Origin of the sequence: Streptomyces sp. NPDC101490, assembly GCF_044767145.1 — a bacterium.
GTDB lineage: Bacteria > Actinomycetota > Actinomycetes > Streptomycetales > Streptomycetaceae > Streptomyces.
Genome location: NZ_JBIWNI010000002.1, coordinates 189,623 through 206,115 on the forward strand (window position 1 = coordinate 189,623; position 16,493 = coordinate 206,115).

The window sequence follows — 16,493 nt, forward strand, 5'->3', positions numbered from 1 at the left end:
TCCCCCGCCTCGCCGGAGCGCCCGCCGGAACGCCCGCCGGGGCCCCTGCCGGTCCCGCATCCGAGCCCGCCGCCGGTACCCGCATCGCGCCGCCCGAGCCCGCCGCCCGTACCGGCACCGGGCCCGGCCCCGCACCACCCGGCGCACGCCCGCGCGCGGGAGCGGGAGCGGCGCGGCGGCGCGTCCCCGGGGCGCGGCTTCCTCGCGAAGGCCGCCGCCGTCACCGCCGGGCTCACCGCCGTCGGGGCGCTGCTGGGACTCGTACGGGACCAGATCCTGGCCGGGTACTTCGGGGCCGGGGCGGAGACCGACGCGTTCCTGGTGGCGTGGACGGTCCCCGAGTTCGCCTCGACGCTGCTCGTCGAGGACGCCATGGCACTGATCATGGTGCCCGCCTTCTCCCGTGCGCTGGCCCGCCGCTCCGGCGGCACGCTCGGCGATCCGGTGCGCGCCCTGGTGCGGGGCACATTGCCCCGGATCGTGCTCGTCCTCGGCGTCGCCGCCGCGCTCCTGATCGCCGGTGCCCCGCAGCTCGTCTCGGTCCTCGCACCGGGGCTGCCCGATCCGGCGCTCGCGGTCGAGTGCACACGGCTGACGGGGACGTGCGTGCTGACGTTCTCGCTGGTGGGCTACTGCTCGGCGGCGCTGCGGGCGCACGGCCGCTTCATGCCCCCGGCGATGATCTACGTGGCCTACAACGTGGGCATCATCGGCACCGTCTTGGTGCTGCGGGAGCCGTGGGGGGTGCGGTCCGCCGCCGCCGGGGTAGCCGTCGGCGGGGTCCTGATGGTCCTGGTGCAGGCACCCTCGCTGCTGCGGGAGCTGCGCACCCGCCCGGCGCCACCGAGGACAGCCGGGACACCCAAGACATCCGAGACCCCCGAGACACCGAGGACGTCCGGACCGTCCGGTTCGTCCCAGCCATCCAGCTCATCGGGTTCATCCGGTTCATCGGGTTCGCCGGTCTCATCGGCTCCATCGGGTTCATCGGCTTCATCGGCTTCATCGGAGTCGGCTGGCGGTGCCGACGCCCGCATCCTGCTGTTCGGGCTCATCGCGCCGGTGGTCGCGTTCTCGCTGTGCCGTCAGTCGCAGACGCTGATCGAACGTTTCCTCGCCTCACCGCTGCCCGCCGGGGCCATCTCGCATCTGAACTACGCGCAGAAGGTGGCGCAGATGCCGATGATCCTCTCGCTGATGCTGTGCACGGTCAGCTTCCCCACGGTGGCGCGGGCCCTCGCGGCGGGCGACGCGGAGAAGGCCCGCCGCCAGGTGGAGCGGGATCTGCTGCTCGCTGCCCTCGTCGTCCTCGTCGGCGCCTCCACGGTGATCGCCGCCGCCCCCAGGATCGTGGAACTCCTCTTCGAGCGGGGGCAGTTCGGAAGCTCCGACACCGCCTCGACCGCCGCCGTGATGCGGGTGTACGCGCTCGGGCTGCTCGGCCAGACCATGGTGGGCGCCCTCGTCCGCTGCTACTTCTCCGCCGCCCGCCCGCTCTGGTACCCGGCCGCCGCCATGGGCGCCGGGCTCGCCACCACCGCCGCCGCGGGCGTACCCGCCGCCGAGCACTGGGGCGCCGTCGGCATCGCCGCCGCCAACGCCCTCGGCATCACCCTCACCGCGGTGCTGCTGCTGCGCGGGGCGCACCGGCAGGCCGTCCCGGTGCGCGCCGGGCGGCTCGGCGGAAGGCTGCTGCGGCTCGCCGCGGCGGGCGCGTGGGCGACCGGCGCGGGCTGGCTGGCCTCGGTCGCGATCGGGCCCGCGTTCCTGGCCACCACCGTCGCGGCACTGGTCGTCGTCGGCGTCTTCGTCATCTTCCTCGGCTGCGCCCCCGAGGCGCCCGAGATCCTGCCGCTGCCCCGCACCGCCTACCGGAGGAGGAACCCCGATGCCCGCCGCCACCGTGCTGCGCCGAATGCTGCCGAAGCCGCCCCCGTGGGTGAGGCCGCCCCTGTGGGTGGCGATGTACCACTCGATCGCGGACACCACTGACGACCCGTACCGCGTGACCGTCTCCCCGGTCCGCTTCGCCCGGCAGCTGCACTGGCTGCGCGACCGGGGGCTGCGCGGGGTCTCGGTCCGCGAGCTGCTCGCCGCCACCGCCGAGGGCCGCGCCCGCGGGCTCGTGGGCCTGACCTTCGACGACGGTTACGCCGACTTCGTCGACTCGGCGCTGCCGCTGCTCCTGAGACACGGGTTCACGGCGACGGTGTACGCGCTGCCGGGGCGGCTCGACGGCGAGAACGGCTGGGACACGGCGGGGCCGCGCAAGCCGCTGCTCTCCGAGGACGGCATCCGGCGGATCGCCGACGCGGGCATGGAGATCGGTTCGCACGGGCTGACCCATGTGTCGCTCCCCGAGGCCGACGACACGGCCCTGGCCGCCGAGACCCGGGAGAGCAGGATCCTCCTGGAGGAGATCACCGGCCGTCCCGTGGACGGCTTCTGCTACCCGTACGGGCAGGTCGACCCGCGTGCGATCCGTGCCGTACGGGCGGCCGGGTACCGGTACGCCTGCGCGATCGACCCGGGCCCGCACACCGGCGCGTACGCCCTGCCCCGCGTCCACATCGGCGAGGACGACACCTCCTGGCGACTCACCGCCAAGCGCGTCCTGCACCCGCTGCGCCGCCGTCGGCCCGCCGATCTGCCGGCCGCCGTGCCCGGCCCCCCGGTGGCGGTGGCCCCGTGAAGGTGCTGCACGTCATCACCGGGCTCGGCATCGGCGGGGCCGAGCAGCAGCTGCGGCTGCTGCTGCGGCACCTGCCGGTCCGGAGCCGGGTGGTCACCCTCACCAACCCCGGCGCCGTCGCCGAGGGCATCGAGGCCGACGGCACCCCCGTCACCCATCTGGGCATGGCCGGGAACCGTGACCTCGGGGCGCTCCCCCGGCTGGCCGGGATCGTCCGGCGGGGCCGGTACGACCTGGTGCACACGCATCTGTACCGGGCGTGCGTGTACGGCAGGGCGGCGGCCCGGCTGGCCGGGGTGCGGCGGATCGTCGCCACCGAGCACTCCCTCGGCGAGACGCAGATCGAGGGCCGTCCGCTGTCGGCGGGGACCCGCGCCCTGTATCTGGCGTCGGAGCGGCTCGGCACGTCCACGGTCGCCGTCTCGTCCAGCGTGGCCCGCAGGCTCGCCGACTGGGGGGTGCCCCGGGACCGTATCCGGGTCGTTCCCAACGGCATCGAGACGGACCGCTTCGCCTTCGACGCCGACGCGCGGAGCCGCGCCCGGCGGGCCCTCGGCATTCCCGGGGACGCGTACGTGGTGGGCGGGGTGGGGCGGCTGGCGCCGGGGAAGCGGTTCGACCTGCTGGTCCGTGCGGTCGCCGAGGTGCCGGACGCCCGGCTGCTGCTCGTCGGCGACGGCGAGCGGCGGACGGAGCTGCTGGAGCTGGCGCGCTCCCTCGGGGCCGCCGACCGGGTGCTGCTCACGGGCGCCCGCGCGGACCCGCTCCCGGCGGGCTCGGCCGGTCCCCCGCTGCCCGGTCTCCTGGCCGCGATGGACGTCTTCGTGTCCCCGTCCCCGGACGAGACCTTCGGACTCGCCGTCGTCGAGGCGCTCGCCGCCGGGCTGCCGGTGTTCTACGCGGCCTGCCCCGCGGTCGAGGACCTCGGACCGGACGCGGCCCCGGGCGCCCTCCGTACCGGCGTCTCCGTGCCGGAGCTCGTCGCCGCCCTGCGCGGGGTCCGGGCCGCCGGGCCCGCCCGGCTCCCGGTCCCGGCGGCGGCCCGCCACTACGACATCGCGCACAGCGCCCGGCAGTTGCTGTCCCTCTACGACCAGGCCGTCCACGGCACCCCCTCCTCCGCGAAGTGAGAGACCGTCCCATGAAGACCACCCCACCCCGCGTCTCGCTCCCCGCCGGTCTGCGCGGCCCCGGCCGGTGGGCGGTGCTGCCCGCCGCCGCCCTCGCCGGAGCCGTGCTCGGCGGGGGGTACGGGGCTCTGAAGACCCCGCAGTACGCGGCGACCAGCTACGTCATCGTCGTCCCCGCCGCGAAGTCCGACCCCTCGGGCGCGCTCGGCTTCGCGCAGGCGTACGGGCGGGTCGCCACGGACATCGCGGTGACCGGCGACGCCCAGGTGTGGGCCGGGGTCACCGCCGCCACCCTGCGCCGCAGCGTGCGGGCGGAGACCTCGCCCGACGCGCCGATGATCTCGATCACCGCCCGCGCGGAGAAGTCCTCGAAGGCCGTGGCCATGGCCGACGGGGTGGCCCGCGCGCTCGTCCTGAACAGTTCGCACGTGGCGGGCAGCACCGGCGTGAAGGTCGTGCAGTTCTCCCGCGCCACCGAGCCGGTGTCCCCGGTCTCCCCCTCGGCGTCGCTCTCCGCGCTGGTCGGCGGCTGCGCGGGCGGTCTGCTCGGCGGTCTCGCCCTGCTGGTCCGCCCGAGGCGGGCCGCCGCGCGCGGCGAGGCCCGCCACTCCCGGCCGCCCGCCGCACCGGCCGTCCCCGCGTCCACCGCCGTGCCCGCCCCGGCCGCCGCACACCAGCCGGAGGCGGTGTGAGTCCGGGAAACCCCGCGGACCCGCGGATCGAGGTGTGCCGTGACGAGACGGGGTTCGGGCGGATCGCGGCCGAATGGACGGCGCTGTACGGGCGTTGTTCCGCCGCCACCCCCTTCCAGTCCCACGCCTGGCTGCACTCCTGGTGGCTCTCGTACGGCAGGCCCGGTGCGCTGCGGGTGGTGCTCGTACGGGACGCGGGCGGCGCACTCGTGGCCGCCGCGCCCCTGATGCGGGCCCGGGGGCCGCTGCCGGTCCTCACCCAGCTCGGCGGTGGGATCACCGACTTCACGGACGTGCTCGTCGACGACGGCTGCCCGGCGGCGGCGCCCGCACTGGCCTGGGGCATCGCGCGGGCCGCCCGGGGCGCGGTGGTCGACCTGCGGGAGGTACGGCCGGGGGCGGCCAGCGAACGGGTCCTCGCCCACTGGCGGGGCCCACGCCGACGACTGCCCGACTCGCTCTGTCTGGAACTGCCCGCCGTGCCCATGGAGGGGCTCCTCGCACGCATCCCCTCCGGGAAGGCCCAGCGGGTCAGGGCCAAGCTGCGCAAGCTGGACGCCCTCGGCATCGACGCGCACATCGTCGGCGGTCCCGAGGTGCCCGCCGCCCTCGAAAGGCTCCTGAAGCTCCATCAACTCCAATGGCAGGGACGGGGGGTGACCACCGAGCACACCAGCGAGCGGTTCGCCCAGCACCTCACCCGTGCCGTACGGCCCATGGTGGAGCGCGGGGACGCGATGGTCACCGAGTTCCGGCTGGCCGGGGACGTGGTGGCCGCCGATCTGACCCTGATGTCGCCCCGGCTCGCGGGCGGTTACCTGTACGGCGCCGATCCGGCGCTGCGGGCCCGCAAGGTCGATGTGGCGACGATGCTGCTGCGGCACGGCGCCGGGGAGACCAGCGCCGGTGGCCGGACCACCCTGAGCATGTTGCGGGGCACCGAGGAGTACAAGCGGCACTGGCGGCCCGAGACCGTGGGCAACCAGCGGCTGATGCTGACGGGCCGGGGTACGGCCCCGCTGCTGTGGCTGCGCGCGGGCGCCGCCGACGCGCGCCGCTGGGCGGCCCTGCAGGTCCGCGAGGGCACCCGGGCGGGGCGGCTGATCGGCCGCCTGTCGGGCCGGACGCCGGGGAGCGGCGGGGGTTGACGGCCCGCCGCCGCTCCGTCGTACCGTCCGGGACGGCTCAGAAGGGCCAGACGCCCTTCAGCGCGTCCTTCCAGCCGAGATCGACCTTGTCCTTCCAGGAGTCCCTGGGAACACAGACGGGCCCGCCGATCCAACTCTCGACCCAGGAGCCGAGATTGACGGTCCAGCAGTCGGGCTGGGGTTCCGGTTCCGGCTTGGGTTCGGGCTTGGGTTCCGGCTTCGGCTCAGGCTTCGGCTCGGGCTTCGGCTCGGGCTTCGGCTCGGGCTTCGGCTCAGGCTTCGGCTCAGGCTTCGGCTCAGGCTTCGGCTCAGGCTTCGGCTCAGGCTTCGGCTCGGGCTTCGGCTCGGGCTTCGGCTTCGTCGGATCGACCGGGTCAGTCGGATGCGTGGGGTCCGCCGGACGAGTCGGGTCCGCCGGACGAGTCGGGTCCGCCGGACGAGTCGGGTCCGCCGGACGAGTCGGGTCCGCCGGACGAGTCGGCTCAGTGGGCCCGGTCGGATCGGTCGGCTGCGTGGGATCGGTGGGGCCAGTCGGGTCCGTCGGCTGCGTGGGATCAGTCGGCTCGGTCGGCTCGGTCGGGAGCCCGGGGCCCGTGCCGTACAGCATCTGACGGAACATCGCCGACGACCTCGGGTTGTCGTCGCACTGCCAGACCCCGTGCGGGCAGTAGTCGGTGATCGTCTGGTAGAGCGGCTTGTGCTGCTTCATCCACTCCAGCATCCGGCGCATGTACACGGGGTTGTCCCCGTTCCGGAACAGGCCCCATTCCGGGTAGGAGATCTGCTTCCCGTGCTCGGCGGCGAAGTCGACCTGCTTCTGGAGCCCGTACGGCTCCCTCACGTGCTGGTCGAAACTCGAACCGGGCGGCTGGTCGTAGGAGTCCATCCCGATGATGTCGACGACGTCGTCGCCCGGGTAACACTCGGTCCAGGGCACGGCGTCGAGACCACGGCTCGGGTTGAAGTCGAAGCGGAACTCCTGGCCGGGCACGGAGCGCATCGCGGTGGCGATCCGGTTCCAGTACCTCTTCCACGAGGTGGGGTCGGGTCCGCACCGGTGGGTGTAGGTGGTGCCGTTCATCTCCCAGCCGAGGACGATGACGGTGTCGGTCGCCCCGAGGCCGACGAGGCGCTGGGCGAGGGCCTTGAAGTGGTGGTCGTAGTAGCCCGCGGCGCCGAGCCGGAGCTGTCTGCGGACCTCGGCGTCGGAGACCCCCGCCTCGTTGCGTTCCAGCATGGGCACGTTGAGGACGAACATGCGGTCGGACTTCGCGTTGCGCCAGTTCGCCCAGGCGTCGAGGAAGCCCGGGGGACCCTCGATGTTCCGCCACAGGTCACCGGGGAGGTAGGTGTGACCGACGCGGAGTTCCCGCCCGCCGAGCCAGCGTTCCAACTGTCCGATACGGGCGACCCCGCGCGAGCCCGAGTCGAGGAAGGCCCCCATGGCGCCGGTGAGCGAGGGGCCGGGGTCCCTGGTCGAGGGGGACTCCGCGGCGCGGGCCGGGGACGCCAGCACGACCGATCCCGAAGCGAGGAGACCGGCGGTGAAGACCCCCAGCCACGCTCTCGATGTCCTCCGGCGGGCAGTTCCCATGGCCACTCCTCCGCGTCACACGCTTTTTGATGGTCCGTCAATTCGATACTCCGAAAGTATTCCTAATGAGCCGACCGTGAACGCGGCTCGCCTCCGGCAATTGGTCCATCGGGGTATTTGATCGCCCAATTGGGGGACCGCGGGCCAGGAAATGGCGTGCGGAGCCTCGGCACATGGCCCAGGAAACGACCACCGGGGGTGGCGCGCGGGCCCCACTGGGGTCCCGGTCCGAAACGGGTCCGGACATGACCGAGGGCCGGTCCCGGAGAGTTCGCACTCTCCGGGACCGGCCCCGGTACCTGGGGGTCCTGGTGGACTCAGGCGTTGACGCAGGTGTTGCCGAACGCCGGGTTCAGCGCGCTGAGCACGTTGATGCTGTTGCCGCAGATGTTGATCGGCACGTGGATCGGGATCTGGACGACGTTGCCCGAGGCGACACCGGGCGAACCGATGGCCGCACCCGTCGCCTCGGCGTCGGCGAAGGCCGGCGTGGCCGCACCCATGGCCATGATGATTCCGGCGACGACAGCAGCAGCCTTCTTACAGTTCATTTTCGTCTGCGTCCTTTCGATGGCGGGAGACTCACGGAACACAACGAACATCCCTCAAAAAGGAAACCGACACAACGGAGAGACTCCCCCATTCACTCCAATGCACACACAACAGGGCCGGAAGGGAGCATCTCCGCTCCCTTCCGGCCCAGTCGCGCGCCGTACGGATCAGCTGTTGCCGATGCCGTTGCCCGAGAGGACCGGGATGTCCTCCAGGATGTGCGACAGCGGCTCGTCACCCTTGGCCTGGGTGGAGTTCTCCGCGCACTGCTGGTTCTGCGGCGAGGCGAGGACGTTGACGTCCTGCACGGCGATCGGGATGAGACCGATGAGCGAACCGGCGTTGGCCTTCACGGGGACACCGAGGCAGAGCTTGTTCAGCGAGCCCTGGACCGCCGAGAACTGGGGGCTCAGGTCACCCGCGGTGGTCGAGTTGCCGAACGCCTGCTTCGCGCCGTTGCCGCTGAGCGAGGTCGTGCCACCGTCGTCGGCGATGGCGAGAGCCGGGGAGGCCGCCGCAGCGGTGGCGCCGACAACAGAGGCCGTCACAGCCGCAGCCGCCATAATCTTCTTGATCACGGTGATTCCGTTCCTGTTCCCACCAATCGAGCTGATTGATGCGACGGGATCAACTGCGCCCGTTGGCTTTGGTTCCGGCCCTTCACCCTTTCGACTGGGCGCGCGCTTCGTGCTGCCGAGTGCGCTCCGCCAAGGGAGTGACACAGCGGAACCCTTGCGCCCTCGTCCAGTTGATCAGGTCGCTCCCTGCACGGAGCCGGTTCTAGAAGGGAACTCCCGTGATCAAGAAGGTTATGGCCACTGCGGCCGCGGCCGTCTCCATCGTCGGCGCCACCGCCGCCGTCGCCTCCCCGGCGCTCGCCATCGGCAACGACGGCGGCACCACCTCGCTCAGCGGCAACGGAGCGCACCAGGAGTACGGCAACTCCGCCACCTACGGCAACATGAGCCCCCAGTTCGCGCTGGTCCAGGGCTCCCTGAACAAGCCGTGCATCGGCCTGCCGGCCAAGCTCAACGCCGGTTCGCTCATCGGTCTCGTCCCGATCTCGGTCCAGGACATCAACGTGCTGTCCTCCCCGCAGAACCAGCAGTGCACCGAGAACTCCACCCAGGCCAAGGGCGACGAGCCGCTGTCGCACATCCTGGACGACATCCCGGTCCTCTCGGGCAACGGCGTCGGCAACAGCTGACCCCCGCCGTCGCGACGCGACGACGTCCACACGTCAGGGGCCGCCCTCCGGGGCGGCCCCTTTCGTCTTCTTTCGTCTTCTCGTCTTTCCCGGTCTTCCTACCAGGTGGGCCAGACCGGCGTCGCCATCAGACGCTCCCATTCCCGGTCCGGCATTCCCGGGACCGCCCTTCCCGACTGCGTCCACTGGTTCACCAGAGCCGAGTACACCGGGAACGGCGTGCGGTCGGCGGGGGCGGGATCACTCACATATCGGCTCTTCGGAATGAAGGCCATCCGTTCCCATTTCCCGGGATCCGGCGCCATCTTCGCTCCTTCCGCTGCGATTCCCGCATCATGGCACAGGCGCCGCAGGAGAGTGATTCGCCCTGTTCATGTCGCGTCGCGTATCTGTGTGCGAGAACGATCGAAATAACGTGCGGACATGAACCTCCCACGTGCACGGTGGGCCCGGCGTCCGCTGCTCGTCCCGGCGGCGCTCACCGCCCTCGCCACGCTCGCCCCCGGCGCCCTCGCCACCGCCGCCGACGACCTCCCGGCCCCCGAAAACGGGCTGAACCTGCTGGTGGTCGGCATCGACAGCCGCGAGGGCGTCACCGAGGAGGAGAAGGAGCGCCACCGGCTCGGCGGGCGCGCGTGCGCGTGCACGGACGTGATGATGCTCGTGCACATCTCGGCGGCGAACGACCGGATGGACGTGGTGAGCCTGCCCCGCGACTCGCTCGCCACCCTCCCGGGACCGCACCACGACCGGCGTGACGGAGAGGCCCACGACGCCCACCCCGCGAAGATCAACAACGCCTGGGCGGAGGGTGGCCCCGCCTTCACCACGGAGGTCGTCGAGGCGATGACGGGGCTCCCCGTCCACCGCTATCTGGAGATCGACTTCCGCCGCTTCATGGACACCGTGGACCGGATCGACGGCGGGGTCCCCGTCTGTACGGAGCAGCCCCTCAAGGACCCGGTCACCGGCATCGACCTGGCACCCGGCACCACCCGTGTGCGCGGCGGCGAGGCGCTTCAGTACGTGCGGTCGCGGCGGGCCGACGGACAGATGGACTTCGGCCGCATCCGGAAGCAGCAGCAGTTCGTCGTCAACACGCTGGAGCGGCTGCGCGACGGCGTGCTGGGCGACCCGGAGCGGCTGAAGGCCCTGGCCACGACCCTGCGCGGGACGGGCGCGGCCGACCGGGGCGTCTCCGTCGCCGAACTCGTCGTGCTGGCGGGGAGGTTGAAGAACCTTTCCACAGCTCGTACCGCGTTCGCGACCGTACCCGTACGCGGGTTCAACCCGGACATCGAGGGCGTCGGGTCCACCGTGGCCTGGGACGCGGAGGGAGCGGCCGAGGTATTCGGGCGGCTGGGCCGGGACGAGCCGCTGCCGCCCGCCGACGCCGTCGTGCCGAGTGAGATCCCGGCGGCCGTCTACCGGCCCGCCGACGGGGCTTCGCTCATCTGCCCGTAGTCCGTCCGGTGGACATCGCGGAACCTCCGGACCTCCTGCCAGTTGTTCAGCGCGGCTCGCCACTCAGCGGGTCACAATCCGAAAGGCCTGAACCATGAAGAAGCTGTTGGCTACGGCTGCTGTGGCCGCGTCGGTCCTCGGCGCGACGGCGGCGGGTGCCGGTCAGGCGCTCGCCATCGCCGACGACGGCGGCACCACCTCGCTCAGCGGCAACGGAGCGAAGCAGGAGTTCGGCAACTCCGCGACCTACGGCAACATGAGCCCGCAGTTCGCGCTCGTCCAGGGCTCCCTGAACAAGCCGTGCATCGGCCTGCCGGCCAAGGTCAACGCCGGTTCGCTCATCGGGCTCATCCCGATCGCCGTGCAGGACGTCAACGTGCTGTCCTCCCCGCAGAACCAGCAGTGCACCGAGAACTCCACCCAGGCCAAGGGCGACGAGCCGCTGTCGCACATCCTGGACGACATCCCGATCCTCTCGGGCAACGGCGCCGGCAACAGCTGAGCGACGCCGCTCCGCGCGGCGCGGCCCCGCCTTCCCTCTCCGGAGGGGCGGCGGGGCCGTCCCGTTCCCGGGGCGGGCCGGGCTCAGAGCTTCGCGCGGAGCCCGGCGGGGTCGGTGACCGGCGCGTCACAGGTGAAGTGACGGCACACGTACGCGGCGGGCGCACCGGCCACCAGCGGGCGGTCCGCGAGCAGCGGGAACTCCTCGCTGCCGGGGGTGCCGAAGGCGAGGACGGCGCCGGGGGCGGTCGCACGGAGCGCCGTACGGCACAGCTCACGGAAGGCCTCGTCGCCGGGAGCGCCGACGACGGCGATCTCCCGGGGCCCGTCGAGGAGCGCTTCGGAGACGGCCAGACCCCAGCCGATGAAGCGGGGCGCCCGGGGGCCGAGGGCCTTGACGACCCCGAGGGCGCCCTCGGCCGCCGCGCGGTGGGCCTCGGACCCGGTGTGGGCGGCGTACGAGAGCAGCGCTCCGGCGGCGGCGGTCCAGCCGGACGGGGTGGCGTTGTCCGTGGGGTCCTGCGGGCGGCGGATCAGGGCCTCGGCGTCGTGGGCGGTGTCGTAGAGCGCGCCGCCCTCCCCGGTGAAGCGGTCGAGGACGATGTCCAGGAGGAAGCCCGCGAACTCCAGCCAGGTGCCTTCGCCGGTGACGGCGGCGAGGGCGAGGAAGCCCTCGGCGACGTCCGCGTAGTCCTCCAGGACGCCCGCGTTGCCGCCCGCCCGGCCGTCCCTGGACGTACGGGTGAGGCGGGCGGTCTCGTCCATGTGGACGCGGACCAGCAGGTCGGCGGCCTCGGTGGCGCGCTCGACGAGGTCGGGGCGGTCGAAGAGGGCGCCGGTCTCGGCGAGGGCGGCGACGGCCAGGCCGTTCCAGGCGGCGACGATCTTGTCGTCGCGCCCGGGACGCTCGCGTTCCTCGCGGGCGGCGAGGAGCCGGGCGGCGATCGAGGCGGTCCGCCCGGCGTCGGCGACGCCCGCGTCCTGCGGGAGCTGGAGCACGGAGCTGCCGTGTTCGAAGGTGCCGTCCTCGGTGACGCCGTAGTGGGCGGCGGCGAGGGCGGCGTCCCGCTCGCCGAGGACCTCGGCGAGCTGCTCCGGGGTCCACACGTAGTAGGCGCCCTCGACGTGCTCGCCCGTGCCGTCGTCGCTGTCGGCGTCGAGCGCGGAGGCGAAACCCCCCTCGGGGGTGCGCAGTTCGCGGACCATGAAGTCGGCGGTCTCCAGGGCGATCCGGCGGGCGAGGTCGCTGCCGGTGGCCTTCCACAGGTGGGCGTACACCCGGCAGAGCAGGGCGTTGTCGTACAGCATCTTCTCGAAGTGCGGGACGACCCAGGCGTCGTCCACGGCGTAGCGGGCGAAGCCGCCGCCGAGCTGGTCGTAGATACCGCCGCGGGCCATCGCCTCGCAGGTGTCGGCGGCCATCTGGAGGGCGCCCTCGGAGCTGGTGCGGGCGTGGTGGCGGAGCAGGAACTCCAGGGTCATCGACGGCGGGAACTTGGGGGCGCCGCCGAAGCCGCCCCGCTTCGCGTCGTACTCGCGGGTGAGGCCGAGGAGCGCCTGGGCGAGTTCCTCCTCGCCGGGGACGCCCTGGCCGCCGTGGGCGAGGGAGCGGCTCGCGAGGTCGCGCACGATGCGGTCGGCGACCTCGCCGACCTCCTCGCGCCGGTCGGCCCAGGCGTCCCGGACGCCTTCGAGCACCTGCGGGAAGGAGGGCATCCCGTGCCGGGGCTCGGGCGGGAAGTAGGTGCCGAAGTAGAAGGGGGCGGCGTCGGGGGTGAGGAAGACGGTCATCGGCCAGCCGCCCTGGCCGGTGGCGGCCTGCACGGCCTCCATGTAGACCGCGTCGACGTCGGGACGCTCCTCGCGGTCCACCTTGACGGCGACGAAGTTCTCGTTGACGAGCGCGGCCGTGGCCTCGTCCTCGAAGGACTCGTGCGCCATGACGTGGCACCAGTGGCACGCGGAGTAACCGACCGACAGCAGGACGGGCACGTCCCGCCGCCGCGCCTCCTCGAAGGCCTCCGGCGTCCAGGGCCACCAGTCGACCGGGTTGTCAGCGTGCTGAAGCAGATAAGGCGAAGTCACACCAGCCAACCGGTTCATGCGCCCCAGCCTCTCACAGCGCTCCGTCCCCGACGCGGGATCCGGGTGCCTTCGCGCCCCTGGCCTATTCGTAAAGGCCGCGATGGCCCGACAACAGGTCCCAGTTCCTCCCCGAACGCCTCAGCGAACGGGAAGTCTGAAATCCACAGCGCCCCGCAGGATGCCTCTGGGACGATCGGATCGTTTCAAGCCGGGACCGAACTGGGGGAATACGCCGATGACCGATTCCATACTGGGCAGCGATACGGAAGAGCCTCTGGGACGGGCCTCGTATCTGATCGAGGGACGGCGGGTACTGGTTTCCGACCTCGTCAATGCCGGGCTGCTGGCCGCGGACACCACTCTCACCTTCCGGCGTAAGCGATCCGGGGAAGCGCACCTCGCCCGGGTGACCGCAGACGGCAGGATCGAACTGAGCGACGGTCAGCGGTTCAAGTCCCCCTCCACGGCAGCCGCTGCGGCCACGGGGCTGGGGCCCTACGACGGGTGGACCGCCTGGGCGCTGGAGGACGGCACCCTGCTGGACGTTCTGAGGCAGAGACTCCTGGACGAGGCGGCGGAACTACCGCCTCCCGGCAGTGTCACAGCGGACGGTTCCGCCGCCCGCCACGCTCAGTTGAAGGACGCCCGGAAGCAGGCGGACGCAGGCACGCCGACGACCTTGACCGTCCGGGATCTGCTGGGCTGGTGGGGAGCATCCCGGCGCGGCTATCTGGTCACCGGGCACGTGGAAGATGCGGCTCAACGGGTACTCGCGACTGCCGGTGCTGAACGGACCCCGGAATCTGCGGGGAGCCGTCACCTGGGAATCCATCGCACGAGCGTGCTACGCGGATGCTGCGGCCCCTCTTGCCGATGCCGTCATCAGAGGAGTGTGAGCACCGCCGACTACTGGGCTGCGAGTTCACCGGTACCAGCGGCCGCTGGAGCAGCCGATGCCGAGCCGCACGGGGACTTCTCGGTGTTTCGGGCCTTCTCGACGGGGTCGGTCGGCCGGGTCCTCGGTGGGTTGGAGGAGGTACGGGGGCTCGTCGGACGGTCGGTTCGGCGTGGGGCCGTCCTGCCCTGGCTTCGGGGGTTCGTGTCGGGGTGTCAGGTGGGGCGGAGGCGGTTGGGTAGGGAGCGGAGGGGGGTTCCTGTTCGGCGCAGGCCTGCCCAGACGCAGCAGGCGGCGGCGCCCAGGGCGGTGAGGGCGGCGGCGGGCGGCGACTGTGTCCCGTTCATCAGGAGGACACCGGCCAGGACGACGAAGAGTCCGTCGAACTGCCAGACGAAGACCCGGAGGCCGGAGAGGTCGCCCAGGGGCGTGATGATGGGGAGCAGCAGCTCGACGGGCAGGTGGGACTTCATCTCGCGGAGGAACCTGGCGCCGAGCGCGAGGACCACCGAACCCGTGGCCAGCAGCAGTGCGTCGGCCGGTCGCCCGCTCGGGAGGGGCCATCGGGCGAGGGCCGTGACCGTGCCCGCGAGGCCCGCCGCGACGGTCACCGCGACGACCGGCCACGCCAGGGTGCGGGCGAGCGTCCCGCCCCACCGCTCGCCGAGCAGCGGGGCCAGGGTCAGCTCGTCGCGCAGCCCGCGCCAGGTCTCGCCGACCCATCCGGACCCCCAGTACACGGCGACCGCGCCGAGCAGCCACGCGCCCGTCGCCGTCCTGGCGTCCGGCTCCCCGGTGCCGACGGCGAGCAGCGCGCCCCCGGCCGACAGGAACGCGACGGCCGCGACCGCGCGGCCCGGGGTGCGGAGCGCGCGGACCGCTCCCCGGGCGAGGTGGCCGCGCAGCCGTCCGTCCGGGCGGGTGAGGGCCGAGGCGAAGCCGCGCGGCTCCGGGCGGTACAGGTCGAGCGCGTGGTGAAGCGTGCCGGTCCAGGCGAAGGTCTGGGCCTCGGCGGCGCGGGCCGCGTCGCGGGTGAGCCGGGCGAGGTCGACCGTACGGACGGACCGGAAGGCCGACCGGCCGAGCGGAACGGCCGCGACCGCCAGAACTCCGGCGACGAGCCACGGTCCTCCCCCGCCCAGGAGGGCGGACCGGCCGAGGAGCGCCACGACGAGCGCGGCGGCGGCCACGGCGGCGGCGAGCAGAACGTTGGCGCGGACGGTCCGGATCTGGCCCCACAGCCAGGCCGAGGGGGCGACGGCGCCGATGCCCACCGCGACCGCCACGCCCTGCGGGAGGAGCGCACCGCCCGGGTCGTCGAACAGATCGGTCAGGAAGAAGGCCGCCGTGGACACCGTGAGCAGGGTGCCGAGTCCCGCGAAGGCGAGGCGGCGGCGGGCGATCGGCCCGAGGTAGTGGGCCGGGGACAGGTCCGTGGACCGGAACACGTACAGCAGGAAGGGCTTGAGCACCAGCGGGCCCCAGAAGCGGCCGGTGAGCTGGGCGCCCCAGACCGCCGCCGCCGCGACCAGGCAGCCGACGGGCGTCGCCGTCGCGGCGGTCTCCAGGGGGACGAGCGCCCGGGTCGTCCGCATCAGGTGGACGACCGGTGCCACGTACACGAGGGTGAGGATGGCTGCGAGGTAGACGGTGTACGCCCGGTCCCGCGGGGTGGCGCGGTCCCCTCGGCGGGCGTACCCGCGCCGTACGGCGTGGACGCGGTCCTCGGGGCCGGTCGCGGTCGCGGTCGCGGTGTCCGTCGTCATCCGAGCTCCACGACGCCGTCGCCCGCCTCCATCAGGACCGTCTCGTGGGTGGCGACCAGGAACGAGGCGCCCTGTCCCGCGCGTTCGGCGAGCAGGGCGGCGACGAGGGCGATCCGGTCGGCGTCGAGGTGCCGCTCGGGCTCGTCGAGCAGGACGACGTCGGCGGGACGGACCAGGGTCAGCGCGAGGCTGAAGAGCTGGAGCTGCCCCGAGGAGAGCTGGGCGGGAAACCGCGTGCCCAGGGCCGTGAGGCCCAGCCGCCCGATGATCTCCTCGGAGCGCTCGGCGGCCGTCGGGGTGTTGCCGTACCAGGAGGCGGCGACCAGGCTCACCTGTTCCCGTACCGTCATGTCCCGGGCGACGGGCACCGGGTCGACGAGGGACGCCACCAGCCGTCGGTGCCGGGGCTCCCTCAGGTCGACGGCCTCGCCGCGCACGAGCACGGCGCCTTCGGTCAGCCGGCGGCTCCCGAGGAAGGCCCGGAGCAGGGTCGTCTTCCCCGAGCCGTTGCTTCCGACGAGGCAGCGGAAGCCGCCGGGCGGGACGGCGAACGTGGTCGGCGCCAGGAGTGTCGTCCCGTCCAGGACGACCGCGGCGCCTTCCGCCGCGAGCGCGGGCACGTCGCTCACGGCCGCCCCGGCACGACGAACGCCTCGCGCGAGCACGCGCCGCGGGGCTCTCCCCCGTACGATCCGTCGGCCGCGGGGGCTCCCGGTGGGCCGGGCCTGGCCCCGGCGGTCGTCCGGACGCTCGCGTGCGCGCCGGTC

At 73.0% G+C, this 16,493-nt stretch carries 14 protein-coding genes and 1 pseudogene; 9 read left to right on the forward strand and 6 right to left on the reverse strand.

Features of this window, described 5'->3' with window-relative positions:
* The first annotated feature begins 45 nt into the window (after positions 1-45).
* Genes ACIRQY_RS04655 through ACIRQY_RS04675 form a run of 5 tightly spaced genes read left to right on the forward strand, consistent with a single transcriptional unit; the run spans position 46 to position 5,662 of the window.
* The gene (locus ACIRQY_RS04655) at positions 46-1,992 is read left to right on the forward strand and encodes a lipid II flippase MurJ (RefSeq protein ID WP_403922830.1); all 1,947 of its coding nucleotides are present in this window, start codon (positions 46-48) and stop codon (positions 1,990-1,992) included.
* A complete protein-coding gene (locus ACIRQY_RS04660) occupies positions 1,889-2,692 on the forward strand; it encodes a polysaccharide deacetylase family protein (protein WP_351791313.1) in 804 nt (267 codons plus the stop codon). Before ACIRQY_RS04655 ends, ACIRQY_RS04660 begins: the two co-directional genes overlap by 104 nt.
* A complete protein-coding gene (locus ACIRQY_RS04665; RefSeq protein ID WP_403922479.1) occupies positions 2,689-3,822 on the forward strand; it encodes a glycosyltransferase in 1,134 nt (377 codons plus the stop codon). Before ACIRQY_RS04660 ends, ACIRQY_RS04665 begins: the two co-directional genes overlap by 4 nt.
* Before the next feature lie 11 nt (positions 3,823-3,833).
* Positions 3,834-4,514, forward strand: a complete 681-nt coding sequence (locus ACIRQY_RS04670; protein ID WP_403922480.1) for a lipopolysaccharide biosynthesis protein — start codon at positions 3,834-3,836, stop codon at positions 4,512-4,514.
* Positions 4,511-5,662 (forward strand): GNAT family N-acetyltransferase, encoded by a 1,152-nt coding sequence (locus ACIRQY_RS04675; RefSeq protein WP_403922481.1) that lies wholly within the window; start codon positions 4,511-4,513, stop codon positions 5,660-5,662. The genes ACIRQY_RS04670 and ACIRQY_RS04675 overlap by 4 nt, the downstream gene beginning before the upstream one ends.
* A 37-nt stretch (positions 5,663-5,699) precedes the next feature.
* On the opposite strand, the gene ACIRQY_RS04680 is transcribed toward ACIRQY_RS04675, so the two are convergent.
* From ACIRQY_RS04680 to ACIRQY_RS04690, 3 genes are all read right to left on the reverse strand, one after another.
* The gene (locus ACIRQY_RS04680) at positions 5,700-7,256 is read right to left on the reverse strand and encodes a hypothetical protein (protein WP_403922482.1); all 1,557 of its coding nucleotides are present in this window, start codon (positions 7,254-7,256) and stop codon (positions 5,700-5,702) included.
* A gap of 317 nt (positions 7,257-7,573) precedes the next feature.
* Entirely contained in the window at positions 7,574-7,807 is a 234-nt protein-coding gene (locus ACIRQY_RS04685; RefSeq protein ID WP_351791326.1) for a chaplin, read from the reverse strand.
* A gap of 168 nt (positions 7,808-7,975) precedes the next feature.
* The gene (locus tag ACIRQY_RS04690) at positions 7,976-8,386 is read right to left on the reverse strand and encodes a rodlin (RefSeq protein WP_403922483.1); all 411 of its coding nucleotides are present in this window, start codon (positions 8,384-8,386) and stop codon (positions 7,976-7,978) included.
* Positions 8,387-8,604: 218 nt separating this feature from the next.
* Between ACIRQY_RS04690 and ACIRQY_RS04695 the strand changes: the two genes are divergently transcribed.
* The 3 genes from ACIRQY_RS04695 to ACIRQY_RS04705 all read left to right on the forward strand — a co-directional run bounded on the left by ACIRQY_RS04695 (position 8,605) and on the right by ACIRQY_RS04705 (position 10,981).
* Positions 8,605-9,015 (forward strand): rodlin, encoded by a 411-nt coding sequence (locus tag ACIRQY_RS04695; RefSeq protein ID WP_351791330.1) that lies wholly within the window; start codon positions 8,605-8,607, stop codon positions 9,013-9,015.
* Positions 9,016-9,438: 423 nt separating this feature from the next.
* A complete protein-coding gene (locus tag ACIRQY_RS04700; RefSeq protein ID WP_403922484.1) occupies positions 9,439-10,479 on the forward strand; it encodes an LCP family protein in 1,041 nt (346 codons plus the stop codon).
* Between the two features lie 94 nt (positions 10,480-10,573).
* The gene (locus ACIRQY_RS04705) at positions 10,574-10,981 is read left to right on the forward strand and encodes a rodlin (RefSeq protein ID WP_366439959.1); all 408 of its coding nucleotides are present in this window, start codon (positions 10,574-10,576) and stop codon (positions 10,979-10,981) included.
* Positions 10,982-11,064: 83 nt separating this feature from the next.
* On the opposite strand, the gene ACIRQY_RS04710 is transcribed toward ACIRQY_RS04705, so the two are convergent.
* A complete protein-coding gene (locus ACIRQY_RS04710) occupies positions 11,065-13,083 on the reverse strand; it encodes a thioredoxin domain-containing protein (RefSeq protein WP_403922485.1) in 2,019 nt (672 codons plus the stop codon).
* Between the two features lie 217 nt (positions 13,084-13,300).
* Between ACIRQY_RS04710 and ACIRQY_RS04715 the strand changes: the two are divergent.
* Positions 13,301-13,579, forward strand: a pseudogene (locus ACIRQY_RS04715) (hypothetical protein); the annotation flags it as partial.
* A 596-nt stretch (positions 13,580-14,175) separates the two neighbouring features.
* Here the strand turns inward: ACIRQY_RS04715 and ACIRQY_RS04720 are convergent.
* Both ACIRQY_RS04720 and ACIRQY_RS04725 read right to left on the reverse strand, forming a co-directional pair.
* Positions 14,176-15,726, reverse strand: coding sequence for a hypothetical protein (locus tag ACIRQY_RS04720; RefSeq protein ID WP_403922486.1), 1,551 nt, complete (start codon positions 15,724-15,726; stop codon positions 14,176-14,178).
* The gene (locus ACIRQY_RS04725; protein WP_351791352.1) at positions 15,723-16,355 is read right to left on the reverse strand and encodes an ATP-binding cassette domain-containing protein; all 633 of its coding nucleotides are present in this window, start codon (positions 16,353-16,355) and stop codon (positions 15,723-15,725) included. Before ACIRQY_RS04725 ends, ACIRQY_RS04720 begins: the two co-directional genes overlap by 4 nt.
* Between the last annotated feature and the right edge of the window lie 138 nt (positions 16,356-16,493).

Coding starts and splice junctions, on each gene's coding strand:
- ACIRQY_RS04660 (WP_351791313.1), top strand. CDS start 1,889: ATGCCCGCCGCCACCGTGCTGCGCCGAATGCTGCCGAAGCCGCCCCCG.
- ACIRQY_RS04670 (WP_403922480.1), top strand. CDS start 3,834: ATGAAGACCACCCCACCCCGCGTCTCGCTCCCCGCCGGTCTGCGCGGC.
- ACIRQY_RS04680 (WP_403922482.1), bottom strand. CDS start 7,256: ATGGGAACTGCCCGCCGGAGGACATCGAGAGCGTGGCTGGGGGTCTTC.
- ACIRQY_RS04685 (WP_351791326.1), bottom strand. CDS start 7,807: ATGAACTGTAAGAAGGCTGCTGCTGTCGTCGCCGGAATCATCATGGCC.
- ACIRQY_RS04700 (WP_403922484.1), top strand. CDS start 9,439: ATGAACCTCCCACGTGCACGGTGGGCCCGGCGTCCGCTGCTCGTCCCG.
- ACIRQY_RS04705 (WP_366439959.1), top strand. CDS start 10,574: ATGAAGAAGCTGTTGGCTACGGCTGCTGTGGCCGCGTCGGTCCTCGGC.
- ACIRQY_RS04710 (WP_403922485.1), bottom strand. CDS start 13,083: ATGAACCGGTTGGCTGGTGTGACTTCGCCTTATCTGCTTCAGCACGCT.
- ACIRQY_RS04720 (WP_403922486.1), bottom strand. CDS start 15,726: ATGACGACGGACACCGCGACCGCGACCGCGACCGGCCCCGAGGACCGC.